Genomic DNA, 17131 nt, shown 5'->3' on the forward strand with positions numbered 1-17131 from the left:
GCGGGCATCCCTGTCGAGCGTCCGCGCTCGCGCCGGATACGCATTCCAGGAGGCTGGCATGACCCGCGAAACCCGTGAGCCGGTGTCCGGGAAACCGGATTCCACGGGGCCCAACGCGCGACCGCGCAAGAGCACGATCGCCCAGACCGGCGAAGGTATTCCCGACGACAGCGGCCGTCCGGTTCAAGTCGACGAAGCGGAGGCGAAGCGTATCTCGCAGAACATCCGCAAGCTTTAGCGTAAGACGACAGATCTTCCATGCGCCATCGCCGATCACGGGAACAGGCGCGCCGTGACAGCGATTGCCATCGATGTATCGGTCTCGTGACGAGAGGAGCCCAGCATGACGGCGAAGCCACCGCCCGTTCCACCGGCCAACCAGTCCGACAAGGGGCCCGGAAGCGCACCCGAGACGCCGGTGGCCACCGGTCCGAAGGGATCCGGCCAGACCAAGAATCCCGATTCGGTGGGTCAGTCCGGCAATTCGAAGATCAACACCACGAACCAGGGCTATCAGCAGGACCGCTAATGAGCAGCTCGCAAAAGACGCCCGCGGCCGACCGCCACCACGGCGGCCCCGGCAGCAGCCATCAGGATGCCTCGAAGCCGCAGCCGGAGGCGCATCGCGGCCCCGCCCCGGGCAGCCCGACCAGCGATTCCCGGTCGCACGTCTCCGGGGGCGGCGGGGAGCGTGACAGCCATCATACCCACACCGCCGCCGGCAAGGCCGCGAGCCGCTCGCACTGAGCGGGATCGCGGGTGGCCCTTTTGTCGGCCACCCGCGTCAGCCCCCGAGCACGTGCCGCAGCTGCTGCGTGTAGCGCGCGCACGATCGTCGATGACGACCGGCTTCGAGCGGATCGTGCGCGCCCTCCCCCGCCATGTCCGCAGCGCCGAGTTGGAAGGCGAGGTAACAGGGCGTCAGGACGGCAAGGAGTTCGGGGTCGACCGGGTACCCGCCCACGCGTTCCACGATCGTGGCGAGGTGCCCTTGCGCGTCCTCCGGAAGCGGGAGTTCGACGGCCGCTCCGACGATGTCCCAGGCGATGTCCTGGCACCCCACGAGATCGTGGGCGGCATGGTGGTCGAGGGCGTCGCATTTCAGCAGGCCGCCATCGGGTCGGACCAGGAATTCCCAGGGTTGCATCCGGCCATCGATCTCGACCGGACGCGCGCGGTCGGCGAGCAAGGCCATGCGGGATCCGGCCATGCGGGGTCCGACCCAGGCGTCGAGCCGTTCGGCCCAGTCCGGCCCGAGGGCCTCGCCGACGTTGTGTCGCGCCATCGCGACGAGTTCGCTCAGGCGTGCGCCGCGTTCCGGCCCGCTCGGGAAATGTCGGGCCCGGAAGCCGAGGTAGCGACCGACCCAGTCGATGAGCGCGCCTGCCGCCACGGGGCCGAGATCGAGGGGCCGGCCATCCGCGTCCCAGCGCTCGACGAGGAAGCCGTGGCGATACCCTGCGACCGGCGGCGTGAACCCGGCCGCATGCAGGGCGCGGGCGCGGTCGAGCTTCGCGCGGCCGGCGGGGCCGAGACCGGCGAACTTGAGGTGCCAGAGCGTGCCGCCCGCCCGGAGCAGGAATTTCCGCTTCTCCTGTTGCGCATTGACGGGCGGCCACGCATCCGCGCCGCGGCCCTGGAACGCGCGCCAGCGCCCGCCCGAGATCTCGATCGGGGGCGCCTGCACGGGGCCGACCAGATCGGCCACCCAGGACGCGAGCCCGCCATTGGCCAGCACCACATCCCCGAACGGAACGGTGTGGCGCGTCGCGCGCCGCCAGCGTGCCTGGTCCCGTTCGGTCGCTTGCGGTCCCGGCGTCCCCGTGTGGCTCGGGAACAGGGTAAGCCGATCCTCGGCGATCCCGAGATGCGCGAGGGTGTCCATGACCGCGCCGAACGAACTTCCGGACAGGCCCGGTCCCTCGTCGACGATCGCGAATCCCGCCGGGTCGCCCGCGGTCAAGGCTGCCGCGAAGGCACCGTCCAGGGCCAACGCACGCCGGAACGGGTGGCCGACGGGGCGCACCGTCCGCAGGTCGGACGATCCGAGGCCGGCCGCCACCATGGCGCCGAGGGGGACCCCGATGCTGCGGATGCCGACGACGCGGGTGGTCGCGGCCAGGGCGGCCCGCGCCGCGGCCATCGCGTAGCTCTCCGGATAGAGCGCGTAGAAGGCGAAGCCTTCGGCCCAGCGCGTGGTGATGCGCGCGGGCAGCCGCGTCGCGGCCAGGGCGGACAGGTCCGGGGTGCCGGGCGGCGTTCCGAACCCCGTCCGCCACGAGTCCCAGACCGATCGGGCAAGGTCCAACAGCAGCGCGGTCGTGGCGTCCCGGGCGGGGCAGGCCAGGTCCCGGCCGTGATCGTGGAACGCCGCGTCGGCGATCCCCTGCGCGAGTTCCCCGGCCTCGATCAGGGCGGCGACCCGGGCGCCGTGCCGGCGGATGCCGGGCGGCTCCTCCGCCACGGCGCGCAGCAGGATCGCCAGCGTGGCGAGCCGGTCGCGGGGATCGCCGGTCCGGCTCGCCTTACCGTAGACCAGCACGGCTGCCGCTCATCCGGCGCCCGCCGGTGCGTAGCGGCGCACCATGTCGGCGCAGAACGCGGCGAACTCCGCGGGCTCCTGCGGCGCGCTGGTGTGATGGGGTGCGATGCCGCGATGCTCCGGGGTGAAGCAGAAGGTCACGGTGACGTCGAAATCGCGCAGCGCGTCCATCTGCCGGTCGAACCAGTCGAGGGCGTTCGGCCGGAAGCTGTCGGCCCAGGACAGGCCCGTGCGCAGATAGGTCACGCCGAGGCGCTTCATCCAGGCCACCGCATCGTCCAGGCGGTGATCCTCGAAGTGGAACCACTGGCAGAGCCCGAGGGCCGGGGTGTGCTTGGCGAAAGCCGCGAGCGCGAGCTTCGGCGTGCCGTCCTGGCGCAGCAGGCCCATGTGGAAGTGCCGGTAGTAGGACGAGCCCTCCGCCTCCCGGTGGCGGGTGGTCGCCTCCCACTCGCGGGGCAGATCGTAGAGGCTGTACCAGTGGATGCGCGGCGCGCGCCCGATCAGCAGTTCGGCGGTGCGGGCGAGCCCCCAGGCCTGCACCTCCTCGGCTCCGAAGGTCGAGACGCCGACTTCCGAGACCCAGATCGGCAGCGGCGTGACGGCGCGGATCTCCGCGATCTTCTGCGGCCATTCGTGGATCTGCCAGAGGTTCCAGTCGAGCGGGAAGCCGTGCACCGCGACCGCGTCCACCGCATCGAGGACGCCCTGGCTCTCCATGCGGCGGATGAAGAGCGGGTCGATCGGCGAGATGCCGCCGAGGACCCGCGGCACGCTCGGATTGACGGCGTGGATCGCCTCGCCGGCCGCCTTCGCCATGGCGCCGAAGCGCAACCAGTCGGGATCGATCTCGGGGTCCCAGTGCGATTTGTTGTTCGGCTCGTTCCAGAGCATCACCGCTTCGATCACAGGTGGGAATCCTCGGCTGTCGGGGAATCGGGCCGCGGGCCGGGTGCCGGCGCCGGGTGGACGGCACCGGCGCCCGGCGGAAGGGGCGCGCAGCGGCAGACGTAGACCTCCTCCTCCGGGTGGGCGGCGATCGCGAAGCCGCTCGCGCGCAGCATCGCCTCGGTGCAGGCCCGGTTGGGGACCCACCAGTTGGTCCAGTCGTTCGCGTAGCGATGCTCGATGAAGTGCAGCTTCGGGTAGCCGGGCTCGGCGAAATGGCCGACATCCCAGAAATCGTAATTCTCGGCGACCGGAGCGATGTCCGGCGCCCCGCGCTGCATGGACTGGAACACGAGCAGGTCGCGGGCCGCGTGCGTGCGGATCAGGTCCAGGGCCAGGAGCGGGTGGCGCAGGTGGTAGAGCACGCCCATGAACAGCACGACGTCGAAGCGTTCGCCGAGCGCCCCGACATCGTAGACCGAGAGGTTGCGGAACTCGATGTCCTGGCCGGTCCGCGCGGCGGCGAAGCGGGCCTGTTCCAGGTAGCGCGCGTCGGAATCCAGACCGAGCACCCGCGCGGCGCCGCGACGCTTCATCTCGATGGCGTAGAAGCCGCCGTTGCAGCCGATGTCCAGCACGCTCTTGCCGGTGAGATCGGCCGGGATCGCGTCGGCGAAGCGCCGCCATTTCACCCGCGGGTAATCCCCCAGGAAATGGTTCGGCGCGGTCGGCACGCCGTCGAGCTCGATGTTGTGGAACCAGTCCCCCAGCGCGTCGATCTCGCGGCGCAGGGTGGCGTTCTCCTCGGCCAGGCTCATCATCAGGCTTCCTCCAGGCGTCAGGGGATGGACAGCGCGCAGGCTTTCGCGGCGGGCTCGCCGAGGGAGAGGCGTCCGGGCCCTCCGGTCCGCTCGGCCTCGCCGAGGAGCGCGATGGCGGCGCGATACCCGTCGAGGGTACCGACATCGACGTAGGATCGTCCGGCCCGGATCCCCCGCGCCTGCCCGCCCCCGGCCAGGTAGGCGTTGACCAGGGTGCCGACATAGTCGTCGGCGCAGCCCCGCGACTGCCAGAGCGCGTGCAGCGCGCCGAGGGTTCGCCCCGGCATCTTGAAGGCCCCCCAGATCCAGCGGGAGGTGGCATCGCTGCGCTTCACCTGGATCTCCGTGATCCGGTCCTGCGCATCCAGGACGACCGCGTCGAAGCGTTCAGGCCGATCCACGGGGAAGAGCAGGAACGAGAGGATCGCGTCCGGAAGCGTCGTCAGGGCGTCTTCCGGAAACCAGATCGTGTCGGGAAGCCCCACGATCACCGGCTCGTCGGGGCCGATCAGCGGAAGGGCGCGGAACACCGCGTCGCACAGCCCGCTCGCCCGCGGCTGAACCACGTAGGCGATCGGAACGCTGCCGTAGCCGGCGCCGTAATACTCGACGATGTCGGACTTGCCCGGTGCGATCACGAAGCAGATCCGCGTGACCCCCGCGCGCAGCATCCGCTCCACCAGGTATTCGCTCACGGCGCAGGGGCGTGCCGCGCCCTCGCGCAGGCGGCTTCCGACCGGCAGCAGCTCCTTCGAGAAGGCAAGGGGCTGGATGCGGCTGCCCAGGCCCGCCGCCGGCACGATTCCCCACATGCTCAAGGCTCCGCGCTGAGTTCGGGCTGGCGCGCATCGACGGCGGATGCGCATCCGGGCAGGTCCGCGAGGATCCGCTCGAGGGCATCGACCCGCCGGGCCGCGGTGTGATCGGTCAGGGTCCGGTCGCGGCCCGCCTCCGCGACCCGCCGGAGTTCGGTATCGGTGAGGTCCATGGCGGCGCAGACGTCGTCCGCGTCGCGCGCGATCAGGATCTCCGCGCCGGGCCGGTAGAAGGCATCGAGCCCGGCCCAGTCGTCGCTCAGCACGGCGGCGCCGCAGGCCGCGGCCTCGAACACCCGGCCGGACGGGCACCACCCCGTCTCGGCCATGGCGGCCCGCGTCACGTTGAGCGTGAGCCGCGAGGAGGAGAAGAAGGCGGCGTGCTCCTCGGGGACGACGTGATGCACGAAGTGGATGTTCGGCCCCCAGGGGAAGTCCGCGGGGTATTGCGCCCCGCCGATCAGGAAGCGGCGCTCCGGACGGCGCCGGGCCGGCTCGACGAGGAGGTCCGCGACGCCGGCCTGCCGGTCGGCCGCGTAGGTCCCGAGATAGGAGAGGTCCGAACGGTAGCGCACGATGGCGGCCGCGGGGCGGTGCACGGCGGGGTCGACATGCCCGTAGAGCGGCGCCACCCGGCCTGCCCCGAGCTCGTCCCGCAGGGCGGTCAAGGCGCGGCCGCCGGTGTAGCTCAGCACGAGGTCGAAGCCGGCCAGACCGTCGGGCCCGATATACGAGACCGCCTCGCCGCGCCGCAGGCGCGCCAGCGTCACGGGCGTGTCGAGGTCGTAGAAGACCCGCTTCGCCCGAGAGGCGTTGAGCACGAGATCGGTGGCCGCACCCGCGTCCGGGCAATAGGACGTCACCATGGCGACATCCGCGTCGGCCAGCTCGCGCGCCGCGCGGGCCTCGACCGCACTCCAGGCCTCGAACAGGACGAGCTGGCCGCCTGGCAGCGCGGCGAGGTCGCGATGCGCGCGGTAATACGGCACGTCGCGCTCGAAGAAGACGACGTGATGCCCGCGTTCCGCCATGGCGCGGCAGAGGCCCCGCCACAGGGTCGCATGACCGTTGCCCCAGGCGGAGCTGACGGTGAGTCCGAAGACGATCAGCTTCATCGTGGCCTCATGCGATGGCCGGTTGCTCGTTCAGGCCGAGGAGGCGCCCGCCCCCCGGCCAGAGTTCCACGAGGCTCAGCGAGCCGGGATCGACCGCGATCCGGTCGTAGGCGTCGAGGGACAGCCCGAGGACCGTCACGAGGGCCGCCCGGATCACGTCGCAGTGGCTCACCAACACGCAGGTCCCGCTGAGCCGCTCGAGGAGCCCGAGGATGCGGCCCTGCGCCTCCGCCATGCTCTCCCCGCCCGGCGTACGGGCCGTCGCACGCGCCTCGTTCCAGCACCGCCAGAGCGGGTCGTCCGCGAGGTCCGCGAAGCTGCGGCCGGTCCAGTCGCCGAACGCGATCTCGTTGAGTTCCGGCGCGACGGCGATCGGCCGGCCCAGGCGAGCCGCGATGGGCTCGGCGGTCTCCAGGGCGCGCCGCTGCGGGCTGGACAGGATTTCGGTGGCGCCGGAGCCCGCGAGCCGGCCGGCCAGCGCCGCCGCCTCGGCGTGGCCGCGTGCACCGAGCGCAACACCGGGCATCCGTCCGCACAGGACCCCGTGCACGCGGTCGTGCGAGGCGTGGCGCACGAGGTAGACCCGGGTCACGTCGGCTCCGGCGACCCGGACGGCTCCGGATCGGGCAGGCCGGCGATGAATCGGAGCGCCCGCTCCCGCGCCTCGTGATCGGTGAACTGGCGCGGCGGCGCCTTCATGAAGTAGCTCGACGGGCCGATCAGGGCGCCTCCGGTGCCACGGTCCCGGGCGAGCTTGGCGCAGCGCACGGCATCGATCACGATGCCGGCCGAGTTCGGCGAATCCCAGACTTCGAGCTTCAGCTCGATGTTGAGCGGCGTTCCGCCGAAGGCCGTGCCCTCGAGCCGGATATGCGCCCATTTGCGATCGGTGAGCCACGGCACGTGGTCGCTCGGACCGACATGGATGTCGTGAGGGGCGAGGGGCACGTCGAGCTGGCTGGTGACGGCGCGGGTCTTCGAGAGCTTCTTCGATTCCAGCCGCTCCCGCTCCAGCATGTTCTTGAAATCGGCGTTGCCGCCGAAGTTGAGCTGGTAGGTCCGATCGAGGCGGACGCCGCGCTCGCGCAGGAGGTTGGCGAGCATCCGGTGCACGATCGTGGCGCCGACCTGGCTCTTGATGTCGTCGCCGATCAGCGGCAGCCCGCGCGCCTCGAACCGCGCCCGCCATGCCGGGTTCGAGGCGATGAAGACCGGGATGCAATTGACCAGTGCGCAGCCCGCCCGCAGGGCGCAGTCGGCGTAGTATTCGGCGGCGCGCTCGGAGCCGACCGGCAGGTAGCAGACGAGGACGTCGGTGCGGGTCCGCTCGAGTTCCGCCGCGACGTCGATGGGCGTCTCGTCCGATTCCGGCACGTCGGCCCGCAGGTAGGTCCCGAGCCCGTCAAGCGTCGGCCCGCGCCGCACCACGACCCCGCTCGCCGGCACGTCGGCGAAACGCTGCGTGTTGTTCGGCGGCGCGAGGATCGCATCCGCGAGGTCGCGCCCGACTTTTCCGGCGTTGATGTCGAAGGCGCAGACCACCTCGATATCGGCGACGTGATAGCCGCCGAGCGCGACGTTCATCAGCCCCGGCACGGTCTCTTCGGGGCTCGCGGCACGGTAGTAGTGCAGGCCCTGCACGAACGATGAGGCGCAGTTGCCGACGCCGACGAGGCCGACGCGTACTTTCGGTCCACCCATCACGACCTCCACGGGCGCACTGGCATTCGGGTTGCGGACGGCGATCGATGTTCTCCCGCGGGGGCGCCGTCACTCCGCGGCAAGGATGCGGTCCCGCGGCGGCTGCGCCGGTGTCGCGACCTCCGGCGGCGCGACCTCCTGGGGCGCGACTTCCTGCGCGAACCAGGCGATCGTGGCCGTGAGTCCGTCCTGGAGGGCCACGGTGGGGGACCAGCCGAGCAGGTCCCGCGCCCGCGTGATATCGGGCTTGCGGCGGCGCGGATCGTCGATCGGGAGCGGCCGCTCGACCACCCGTGAGGCGGTCCCCGTCAGGCCGACGACGCGCTCGACCAGGTCGCCGATCGTCAGCTCGCTCGGGTTTCCGAGGTTCACCGGGCCGCCCGGCACCGTGTCCCGCGCCATCAGGCGCATCAGGCCGTCGACCAGGTCGCTGACGTAGCAGAACGAGCGGGTCTGGCTGCCGTCGCCGTAGATCGTGATGTCCGAGCCCGCGAGGGCCTGGCAGATGACGTTCGAGACGACGCGCCCGTCATCCGCGCGCATGCGCGGCCCGTAGGTGTTGAAGATGCGGGCCACCCGCACGTCCGTGCCGTGGCCGCGCTCGAAGTCGAAGACCAGGGTCTCCGCCGCCCGCTTGCCTTCGTCGTAACAGGCCCGTGGGCCGGTCGGGTTCACGTTGCCCCAGTAGGATTCCCGCTGCGGGTGGACATCGGGATCGCCGTAGACCTCGCTGGTCGAGGCCTGGAGGAAGCGGGCTCCGTCCGCCCGGGCCCGTTCCAGCAGGCGGTTGGTCCCCAGCACGCTGGTCATCATCGTGTGGACCGGGTTCGCCTGGTAGTGTGGCGGCGAGGCCGCACAGGCGAAATTGAAGATCCGGTCGAACCGCGGCAGGTGCGGCAGCGGATCGACGAGGTCCGCCTCCAGGAAGTCGAAGCGGGGCTCGCGCCGAAGATGATCGAGATTAGCCTGGCGCCCGGTCAGAAGGTTGTCGAGGCAGGTCACGCGTGCGCCGTCGGCGAGCAGAGCATCGGTCAGGTGAGAGCCGATAAAACCGGCTCCTCCTGCCACAAGAACTTTGAGTCCCCTCTCTCCCGGCATGACGCTATCCTTTTCTGAGACCGATCTCTATTGATCAGACCATCGGCGACATTTCGCCAAGTACTGGTCGCGCTGTGATGTTCCCGCGGCGGCCGGCGGCTTCGCGCAGGTGGGCCTCGAGTTCCGCGGCCCGGTGCCCGGCGCTGTGGCGCGCGAGAACCCGGGCGCGCGCGGCGTCCGCGAGCCTCCGGCGCTCGGTCTCGGGCTGCCCTTCGAGCAGGCCCAGGACCTCCCCGGCGGTCTCGACCGGCAGGATCTCGCGCCCCGGAGCCAGCACGGTCTCCAGGCCGTCCCAGCGGTCGGTGAGGATCGGCGTGCCGCAGGCGGCGGCTTCGAACAGGCGGACGCTCGGGCTGTAGCCGGCTCGGATCATGTCGGCCCGGGTCACGTTCAGCGTGTAGCGGCTCGCCGCGTAGAAGGCCGGGTGATCCCGCGGCGCGACGTGTTCGATCCGCTCGACGTTGCGCGGCCAGTCCACGGCGTCGGGATATTGCGGGCCCGCCACCACGAAGCGCAGGTGCGGGGCCTGCCGGGCCGCGTCCACGAGGAGCCGCGTCAGGGTCGGCTGCCGATCCGGGCTGTAGGTCCCGAGATAGGAGAGGTCCCAGCGCGCGTCCCGCGCCAGCGCCGGATATGCTTCGGGATCGACCGAGCAATAGAGCTGGCGCGCCGCGGGCGAGCCGTAGCGCGCCTCGATCCGGCGCAGGGTCGGACCGCCGGTGAAGGACAGGTAGAGGTCGTAGGCGCGGATCAGGTCGGGCGTGAGATACCCGTGGTCACGGGCCTCGAGCTTCGCCAGGGTGACGGGCGTGTCGATGTCGTAGAAGGCGCAGACCGATCGGGTCCAGGCGCGGACGCGCCGGCCGACCGCGGCACCCTCCGGCACGTAGGAGCCCACGATCACCGCGTCGGCGGCGGCGATCCGGTCGCGGAACCGTTCGAGATCCGCGAGATCGCGGTAGAAGGCGAGGTCGCAATAATCCGGGGCCGTCAGATCGCGGTGCTCGGCGTACCAGGGCACCTCGCGCTCCAGGAACAGGATCGCGTGCCCGCGCCGGGCGAAGGCCTTCAGGAGCGCCCGGTAGGTGGTGGCGTGGCCGTTGCCCCAGGACGAGGACAGGCTGAGCCCGAGCACGACGAGACGGAGCGGGGCGCCGGTCACGCGACGCTCCGTTCGCGCTTGCGCGCGCAGACCGCGCGCAGGATCGCGTCGACCTCCGCGCCCCGATGCGCGTAGGTGTGTTCGCGGGTGATCCGGGCGCGGGCGGCGGCTCCGATCGAACGCGCGCGCTCGGGGGTCAGCCCGGCCACGTGGTCGGCGACGTCCTGGCCGTCGCGGGCGACCAGAACCTCCGCGCCGTCCCGGAGGAACAGCTCGAGCCCGGTCCAGGCGTCGGTGATCAGGCAGGCGCCGGCGCCCGCCGCCTCGAACACGCGGGTCGCGGGCGAGAAGCCCACCGCCGCCATGCTGTCGCGGGCGATGTTGAGCACCGCGCGCGGCGTCGTGTTGAAGGCGTTGTGCTCGCGCGTGTAGACGTGCCCGAGCGCGCGGACGTTGGCCGGCATGGCCTTGCCGTCCCAGCCGTTGCCGCCGATCAGGAAGGACCGATCCGGCAGCCGCGCCGCGGCGCCGAGGAAGAACGTCTCCACGCGCGCCTCCCGGTCCGGCAGGCGGTTGCCCAGGAAGGCGAGGTCGGCCGCGAAGCGCGGATCGGCCGGAACCGGGTGATGGGTGTCGGGATCGAGCGCGTTGTAGATCGGGATGCAGCGCGCCGCGCCGAGGCCCTCGTACGCGGCGATCACCGGCGGACCGCCGCCATAGGTGAGGACAAGGTCCAGCGCCGGCATCGCGCGGCGCAGGGCGTGCCCCGGATCCTGCGCGATCTCGGCGAGGGTCGCGGGGGCGTCGACATCCCAGAAGATGCGGATCGCGTCGGGACGGGAGGCCGCGACGAGGCCGGCCAGCAACGCGTCGTCGAACACGCCGACGCCGCTCGCCTTCACGACCACGTCCGCCTGGGCCGCCTCCGCCACGACGGCGCGCATCGCCTCCGGCGTCGCGGGATACACGCGCACGTCGGCGTAGGGCGGCGGGTCGATGTCGCGGTGCTTCTGCCGGTCGTAGGCGTCCGGCTCGTAGAAGGTGATGCGGTGGCCGCGCGCCGCGAGGTCCCGCAGCAGGCCGCGGTAATACGTGGCCGCGCCGTTCCAGTAGGAGGAGAGCAGGCTCGATCCGTAGAAAGCGATCCTCATGCGCACCTCTCCTGCAGGGTTGGGGCGCGCAGCCGCTGGACGACACGCAGAAGCTCCTCGGCCCGGTGGCCGCAGGTATGACGGGCTCGGATCACCGCGAGGCCGTTCTGGACGAGGTTGCGCCGCAGTTCGGCATCGTCGCGCAGGGCGCGCAGGGCGCGCTCCATCTCCGCGCCGCTGCGGGCGACGAGGTAATCCATGCCCGGCCGGAACAGGCGCTCGGCATCCTCCCAGGGCGAACAGACCAGGGGGATGCCGCAGGCCAGCGCCTCGAACACCCGGATGGTCGGAATGCCGGGCAGCCGCTCCACGTAGAAGCGGCGCGGCACGTGCACGGTGGCGCTGTGACGGGCGAACAGCGCCGGGGCGGCCGCGTTGGCGGCCCAGCCGTGATAGCGCGCGCCGTAGCGGGCGAGCGTCGCCAGGGCGGCCTCGGGATAGCGAACGCCGTAGACGTCGAGGGGCAGGCCCACCGCCTGCGCGGGCCCGAACAGGAAGCTCTCCAGCTCGGCGCCGCGCTCGTCGTCGCCCCAGTTGCCGATCCAGACCAGACCCTGCCGCGGGCCCTCCACGATCGGCGGATGGAACAGCCGGATATCGGCGGCCTCGTGCCAGACGAAGACCCGGTCGCCCCAGCCCCAATCGCGATACACCGCGGCCAGGGCTTCGCCGAAGGCCAGCACGCCGTCGTAGCCCGACAGATCGAAGCGCCGCATCGTCTCCGGCTCGCTGACCGCCCGGTGATGCGTGTCGTGGAACAGAAGCGTGTCGAACGCGCCGCGCTTGCGGGCCGCGCCGAGCGCCGCGACGAGGGCGGGCGCGTTCCACTCGTGCACGATGACGAGGTCGGCCCGCGCGGCACGCTCCACCGCCGGCTCGATCGCGTCGTAGATCTCGGCCTGCAGCTCCGGGTAGGCGGCCCGGAACGGCGCAAGCCCCGCCTCACCGTGGTCGCGCAGGAGGTTCGCCAGGCTCCAGGCCCCGCGGGGCTCGAACGACTGGACCTCGTGCCCGCGCCGGATCAGCTCGCGGAGGACGCCGCGCAGGAAATGGGCGTTGCCGTGGTTCCAGCACGCGGCGAGCGAGTGGGTGAAGTAGGCGATCCTCATGCGGCCGCTCCCTGTCGGGCGGCGCGAATCCCGGGGCCGGCGCGGAGCGCCTCGAACACGTCGAGGACGGAAGCCGTCGCGGCGGCGACCGTGTAGCGACCCGCCCGTTCCTGCGCCGCCCGCCCGAGGCGCGCACGCCGGTCCGGGTCGGCCGCGAGGCAATCCAGCAGGCCGGCGACCGCGTCCGCGTCGTCGGCCTCGACGAACAGGGCGGCATCCGCCCACACTTCCCGGAAGGTCGGCAGGTCTGACAGCACGAGGGCACAACCGGCCTGGGCCGCCTCCAGGACGGCGAGGCCGAACGGCTCGTAGCGGGCCAGCGAGACGAAGATCGGTCGCCCGGAGAGTTCCGCCGCGATGCCGGCCTCGTCGAGTTCGCCCAGAACCGTGAGGTGGACCGGCCGGACGCGCTCGCCGTTGGGGCCCGTCACCGGACCGGCCGCCCGCACCGGCAGGGCGGTCCTGGCCGCGACGCGGTCGAGACCGGCGCAGTTCTTGGCCCGGTCCCACAACCGGCCGGCCGTGAAGGCGAAGGGCACCGGATCGGTGCCGGGGGAAGCGACGGAAGCCAGATCAGGGGCCAGCTGCCGCCGACCGTTGTGGACGGCCCTCGGCGGCCGGGACAGACCGTAGGCGCGGGCCGTCGCGTCCGCGAACGCCCGGCTCGGAGCCAGGAGCGCGTCGGCGCGGCGGCACCCGCGTGCGACGAGTTCCGCCCGCCACGCCAGATCCCCGGGGAGCGGCCCGGTCCCGGCCGCCGCCCACCAGGTCGCTACGCAGGAATGGCAGACCGCGACGACGGGCACCGGGAAGTCCGCAGCCGCCGCGAAGGCGGGGCTGTGCAGGTGGACGAGATCGGCCCCGACCGCGCGGGCCGTCCGCGCCAGCGCTTCGCCGGCCCCCGTCACCGCGCCGGGATCCGTCGCCATCCAGTCGAGGGGCAGCCCGGTCCTGACGAGGCGGCACCCGGCGGCTTCGGCACGTGCGGCCTGCGCCGCGGACGGGTCCGGACCGAGCACGGCGAGCGTCACGCCGACACCGGCTTCGACGAGCCCCCCGGCGAGGTCGACCGCGTAGGACCAGACGCCGCCGACGGCGTCGGCGGTCATCAGGACGTGGAAGCGCTGCCGCGTCAGGTCCGTCCGCATGCCGCCTCCAGTTCGCGAAGCGTCAGCGGCCGCTCGTCCTGGATGTCGCTGAACGCGTCGAAGAGGCCGAGGTAATGGGCGTGCGCCCGCTCCCAGGCCGCATCGTCCGGCTCGCCCCAGAGGCGCCGGTAATCGGGGGAGCTGGGATAGGGGTAGAGCGGCACGGGATCGTTCGCCCAGACGCCCCGCCCGCGCAGGCGATCGCGCCACTGCGCCACCATCGCGGGGTCGTCGCCCGCGACCTTGATCAGGTTCGCCTGCACGAACGGCACGGTCCTGCGGGCGTGGATCAGCCGCTCTGCGAGTTCGTCGGTGGTGGCGCGGCACTTCTTGTCGAGGGCGGCCCGGCCCTCGACCGTCAGGCTCTCGATGCCGGCCTCGATCGAGACGCATCCGGCCGCCCCGAGCAGATCCAGCATGTCCGGCTTCCACAGGTCGATCCGGGTCTGGATGCCGAAGCGCAGGTCGCGCGCGACCAGGGCTTCGAGGAGCGGCTTCTGGGGCAGGAAGATCTCGTCGATGAAGTAGACGTAGGTGACGCCCTGGGCGATCAGCCCGTCGATCTCGGCGAGGACGGGTTCGAGATCGCGCCGGCGATACGCGTCGCGAAAGTCGATCTTCGCGCAGAAACTGCAGGTATACGGGCAGCCTCGCGAGGCCTCGACCTCGGCGCCGGGACCGTCGGGCTCCCGGTCGAAGCGGTGGTGGTGGTGGGTGTGGCGCGCGATCCACTCCGCCGGCCAGCGCAGTGCCGGGGCATCGCTGAACCTGGCCGCGTGCGGGCCCCCGGTAATCCGCACGCCGTCGTCGTCGCGGTAGGCGATCGACGGCACGCTCCGGAGCTCCTGCGCCTGTGCGAGACGCAGGACGATCTCCTCGCACTCTCCGCGCACCACCGCGTCGACGTCGAGCTTCTCCAGGGTCGGGCGCGGGGTCGCCGAGCCGTGCGGTCCGACCGCGACCGTGCGGCCTCCGCGCCCGGCGAGGGCGTCCAGGAAGGCGCGCGGCACCCGCAATTCCGGTGGGGCGCAGCGCCAGAACAGGTAGGTCGGCGCGGTCGTCACCACGGTCATGTCGGCGCCGAACGCCGCGACCTTCTCGGCGGCCTGCGCGTGCGTGAGCCGGCAGAGGTGCGCATCGAGCATCAGCACGTCGTGGCCCGCGGCGGTCAGGAGCGCGGCGCTGTAGCCGAGTTCGAGCGCGAGATGGGGCTCGCGGCAGCCGAAATAGATGCTGTTGCGGTAATCCCAGGCGGGATTGACGAGGGCGACCTTCATCCGGCCGCTCCCATCAGAGGCCTGTCCCGATCGCGCAGGCCGTGGGTCGCGCCGCCGTCCCGTTCCTGGGTGAGCCAGGCGGCGAGATCGGCCACGCCCTGCCGCCACGGCATCGGGGCCGGAAGGCCGAGGATCGCGGCGGCGCGGCGCGTGTCGGACACGTAGTAGCGCTGGTCGCCGGCGCGCCACTCCGAGAAGCGGTGATCGACCGGGCGCCCCACGAGCGTCTCGATATGGGCGAGGACCTGGCGCAGGCTCACGGCATTGTCCGGACCGCCGCCGAGGTTGAAGGCCTGGCCGGCGATGCTCTCGATCCGCGCCCAGGCCGCCCGGTAGGCCGTGACCGCGTCCGAGACGTGCAGGATGTCGCGGACCTGCCGCCCGTCCCCGTAGATGCTGATGGGCCGGCCCGCGAGGGCGCTGATCAGGAAATGTGCGACCCAGCCCTGGTCCTCGGTGCCCATCTGGCGCGGGCCATAGATGCAGCTCATCCGCAGGACCGCGGTCGGGATGCCGAAGCTGCGGGCGTAGTCGAGGACGTACTGGTCGGCGCCACCCTTCGAGCAGCCGTAGGGCGTGTGGAAATCGAGGGGCTGGCGCTCCGCGATGCCCCAGCGGCTGATCTCGGGATCGGCGGGGACGTAGGCGTCGTTCGCGGCGGTCAGCGGCAGATCGGGCAGGTTGCCGTAGACCTTGTTGGTCGACGCGAAGACGAAAGGCACCCGCCGCGCGCGCGCGGCTTCGAGCACCGTGATCGTGCCGCCGAGATTGACCGTGAAATCCTCTCGCGGCGCGACGAGACTCGTGGTCACGGCGACCTGGGCCGCGAGGTGGAAGACGACATCCGCCTCGGCCACGCAATCCGCGACCAGGTCCGCATCGCGAACGTCGCCGGTCACCGCCGTCAGAGCGGCGGGATGGCGCTCTACCAGCCAGGCCAGGTTCGCCGCGACGCCCGGGCGCGCCAGGGTGTCGAGGACGACGACGCGGTGTCCGGCCGAGGCCAGGCTGTCGGCGAGGTTCGCACCGATGAAGCCGGCGCCGCCGGTGATCAGGACGCTGCAGCCGGTCGGGTCGCCCGGCGGACGGGGGCGGGCCGCCGTCACGCGACGAGCCCCCGGGCTTCGAGTTCCCGGCGGGCCTCGGTCACGCGGTCGACGGCCTGCTGCTCGGCGACCCAGGCCGCCAGTTCGGCGACCCCGTCGGCGAAATCGCGCTGCGGGGCGAAGCCCAGGTCCCGCTGGATCCGACCGATGTCGGCGATGCAGTGCCGGATGTCGCCCGTCCGGGCCTGGGCGATGATCTCCGGCGCGAGATGCGGCTTGCCCATGGCCCGCGCGAGGATCTCGGCGACCTCGCGGACCGACCGGTCCCGGCCGCTCCCGACATTGTAGACGTTCCCGGGTGCCCGCGGGTGCTCGAGCGCCAGCACGAAGGCCTCGGCCACGTCCTCGACATGGACGAAGTCGCGGCGCTGCTCGCCGTCCTCGAAGATCATCGGCGGCTGCCCGTTGTGCAGCCGCGCGGCGAAGATCGCGAGGACGCCCGTGTAGGGGTTCGAGAGCGCCTGCCCCGGCCCGTAGACGTTCCAGAGCCGCAGGGCGACGCCTTCCATGCCGTAGACCGGGCTGAGCGTCAGGGTCAGGCGCTCCTGCACGTACTTGGTCAGGGCGTAGACCGACGCCAGGGTCGGGGCCTTCCACTCGGGGGTCGGTACGGGCACGAGCGGATGCCCTTGAGCATCCACCGGGTCCCAGGGCTCGCCCGGGCGCCTCGGCCCGCGCACCGCGTCCTGGACGATGCTGCCGTCCCCGGCCCGGTAGAGACCCTCGCCGTAGATGCTCATCGAGGAGGCGACGACCACGCGTCGCACCGGCCGGTCGATGAGCTGCTGGAACAGTGCGGCGGTGCCGCAATCGTTGACCGAGACGTACCGCTCGACCGCGTACATGCTCTGGCCGACGCCGACCTCGGCGGCGAGGTGTACGATCGCGCCCACACCGTCCAGGGCTCGTATCAAAGCGGCTGCGTCGCGGACGTCGCCCTCGATGAACTCGACCTCGTGCGGCAACCGTTTCGGTTCTGCTTCCGTCCCGTGAACCTGCTCGATCAGGCTGTCGAGGACACGGACCCTGTAGTTGCGGGTCAGCAGCGCACGCGCCAGATGGGATCCGATGAAACCGGCGCCGCCGGTGATGAGGACGGTCTCTCTCAAACGCGCTGCCTCCATGCTCGCACGCCCAAGCGGGGATGCGGTCCGGCACAGGTCCAATTCGGTGGATCGAAGCTTCGCAGAAGAAGCCCCGGTTACAGTAGATCGCGCCCCACACCCGCGGGACCGGCAATCGGCTGCAGTCGACAACC

18 protein-coding genes are annotated in these 17131 nt (G+C 71.8%); 3 read left to right on the forward strand and 15 right to left on the reverse strand.

All coding sequences use genetic code 11. The annotated features are described in order from the left end of the window. The first annotated feature begins 58 nt into the window (after positions 1–58). The 3 genes from ACYQPG_RS01300 (at position 59) to ACYQPG_RS01310 (ending at position 747) form a co-directional block, all read left to right on the forward strand. Positions 59–238, forward strand: coding sequence for a hypothetical protein (locus ACYQPG_RS01300; RefSeq protein WP_461230053.1), 180 nt, complete (start codon positions 59–61; stop codon positions 236–238). A gap of 105 nt (positions 239–343) precedes the next feature. Then, complete coding sequence (locus tag ACYQPG_RS01305; protein WP_147908065.1) at positions 344–529, forward strand: hypothetical protein; 186 nt, start codon at positions 344–346, stop codon at positions 527–529. Continuing rightward, entirely contained in the window at positions 529–747 is a 219-nt protein-coding gene (locus tag ACYQPG_RS01310; RefSeq protein WP_147908064.1) for a hypothetical protein, read from the forward strand. The genes ACYQPG_RS01305 and ACYQPG_RS01310 overlap by 1 nt, the downstream gene beginning before the upstream one ends. Positions 748–784: 37 nt before the next feature. Here the strand turns inward: ACYQPG_RS01310 and ACYQPG_RS01315 are convergent, their stop codons facing one another. The 15 genes from ACYQPG_RS01315 to ACYQPG_RS01385 all read right to left on the reverse strand — a co-directional run bounded on the left by ACYQPG_RS01315 (position 785) and on the right by ACYQPG_RS01385 (position 16997). Continuing rightward, entirely contained in the window at positions 785–2542 is a 1758-nt protein-coding gene (locus tag ACYQPG_RS01315; protein WP_461230054.1) for a hypothetical protein, read from the reverse strand. Positions 2543–2551: 9 nt separating this feature from the next. After that, on the reverse strand, positions 2552–3451 hold the full coding sequence (locus ACYQPG_RS01320) for a glycoside hydrolase 5 family protein (protein ID WP_461230055.1): 900 nt from the start codon (positions 3449–3451) through the stop codon (positions 2552–2554). Then, complete coding sequence (locus tag ACYQPG_RS01325; protein WP_147939315.1) at positions 3448–4251, reverse strand: TIGR04290 family methyltransferase; 804 nt, start codon at positions 4249–4251, stop codon at positions 3448–3450. Before ACYQPG_RS01325 ends, ACYQPG_RS01320 begins: the two co-directional genes overlap by 4 nt. A 17-nt stretch (positions 4252–4268) precedes the next feature. After that, the gene (locus ACYQPG_RS01330; RefSeq protein ID WP_147939316.1) at positions 4269–5063 is read right to left on the reverse strand and encodes a nucleotidyltransferase family protein; all 795 of its coding nucleotides are present in this window, start codon (positions 5061–5063) and stop codon (positions 4269–4271) included. 2 nt (positions 5064–5065) lie between these two features. Continuing rightward, a complete protein-coding gene (locus ACYQPG_RS01335) occupies positions 5066–6181 on the reverse strand; it encodes a CgeB family protein (protein WP_147908060.1) in 1116 nt (371 codons plus the stop codon). A gap of 7 nt (positions 6182–6188) precedes the next feature. Next, entirely contained in the window at positions 6189–6773 is a 585-nt protein-coding gene (locus tag ACYQPG_RS01340) for a histidine phosphatase family protein (RefSeq protein ID WP_147939317.1), read from the reverse strand. Further along, positions 6770–7882 (reverse strand): inositol-3-phosphate synthase, encoded by a 1113-nt coding sequence (locus ACYQPG_RS01345; protein ID WP_147908059.1) that lies wholly within the window; start codon positions 7880–7882, stop codon positions 6770–6772. The genes ACYQPG_RS01340 and ACYQPG_RS01345 overlap by 4 nt, the downstream gene beginning before the upstream one ends. Positions 7883–7951: 69 nt before the next feature. Beyond that, the gene (locus tag ACYQPG_RS01350) at positions 7952–8980 is read right to left on the reverse strand and encodes a UDP-glucuronic acid decarboxylase family protein (RefSeq protein WP_419830967.1); all 1029 of its coding nucleotides are present in this window, start codon (positions 8978–8980) and stop codon (positions 7952–7954) included. A 34-nt stretch (positions 8981–9014) separates the two neighbouring features. Continuing rightward, entirely contained in the window at positions 9015–10142 is a 1128-nt protein-coding gene (locus tag ACYQPG_RS01355) for a CgeB family protein (protein WP_419830968.1), read from the reverse strand. Continuing rightward, on the reverse strand, positions 10139–11233 hold the full coding sequence (locus ACYQPG_RS01360) for a CgeB family protein (RefSeq protein WP_147939321.1): 1095 nt from the start codon (positions 11231–11233) through the stop codon (positions 10139–10141). The genes ACYQPG_RS01355 and ACYQPG_RS01360 overlap by 4 nt, the downstream gene beginning before the upstream one ends. Next, entirely contained in the window at positions 11230–12342 is a 1113-nt protein-coding gene (locus ACYQPG_RS01365; protein ID WP_461230056.1) for a CgeB family protein, read from the reverse strand. Before ACYQPG_RS01365 ends, ACYQPG_RS01360 begins: the two co-directional genes overlap by 4 nt. Continuing rightward, positions 12339–13490, reverse strand: coding sequence for a glycosyltransferase family 4 protein (locus ACYQPG_RS01370; protein ID WP_461230057.1), 1152 nt, complete (start codon positions 13488–13490; stop codon positions 12339–12341). The genes ACYQPG_RS01365 and ACYQPG_RS01370 overlap by 4 nt, the downstream gene beginning before the upstream one ends. Then, the gene (locus tag ACYQPG_RS01375) at positions 13475–14767 is read right to left on the reverse strand and encodes a TIGR04295 family B12-binding domain-containing radical SAM protein (RefSeq protein WP_147908054.1); all 1293 of its coding nucleotides are present in this window, start codon (positions 14765–14767) and stop codon (positions 13475–13477) included. The genes ACYQPG_RS01370 and ACYQPG_RS01375 overlap by 16 nt, the downstream gene beginning before the upstream one ends. Then, the gene (locus ACYQPG_RS01380) at positions 14764–15873 is read right to left on the reverse strand and encodes an SDR family NAD(P)-dependent oxidoreductase (RefSeq protein WP_461230058.1); all 1110 of its coding nucleotides are present in this window, start codon (positions 15871–15873) and stop codon (positions 14764–14766) included. The genes ACYQPG_RS01375 and ACYQPG_RS01380 overlap by 4 nt, the downstream gene beginning before the upstream one ends. Then, the gene (locus ACYQPG_RS01385) at positions 15870–16997 is read right to left on the reverse strand and encodes an SDR family NAD(P)-dependent oxidoreductase (RefSeq protein WP_419830972.1); all 1128 of its coding nucleotides are present in this window, start codon (positions 16995–16997) and stop codon (positions 15870–15872) included. Before ACYQPG_RS01385 ends, ACYQPG_RS01380 begins: the two co-directional genes overlap by 4 nt. Positions 16998–17131: the final 134 nt, after the last annotated feature.

It is taken from the genome of Methylobacterium sp. CM6246, assembly GCF_054818005.1.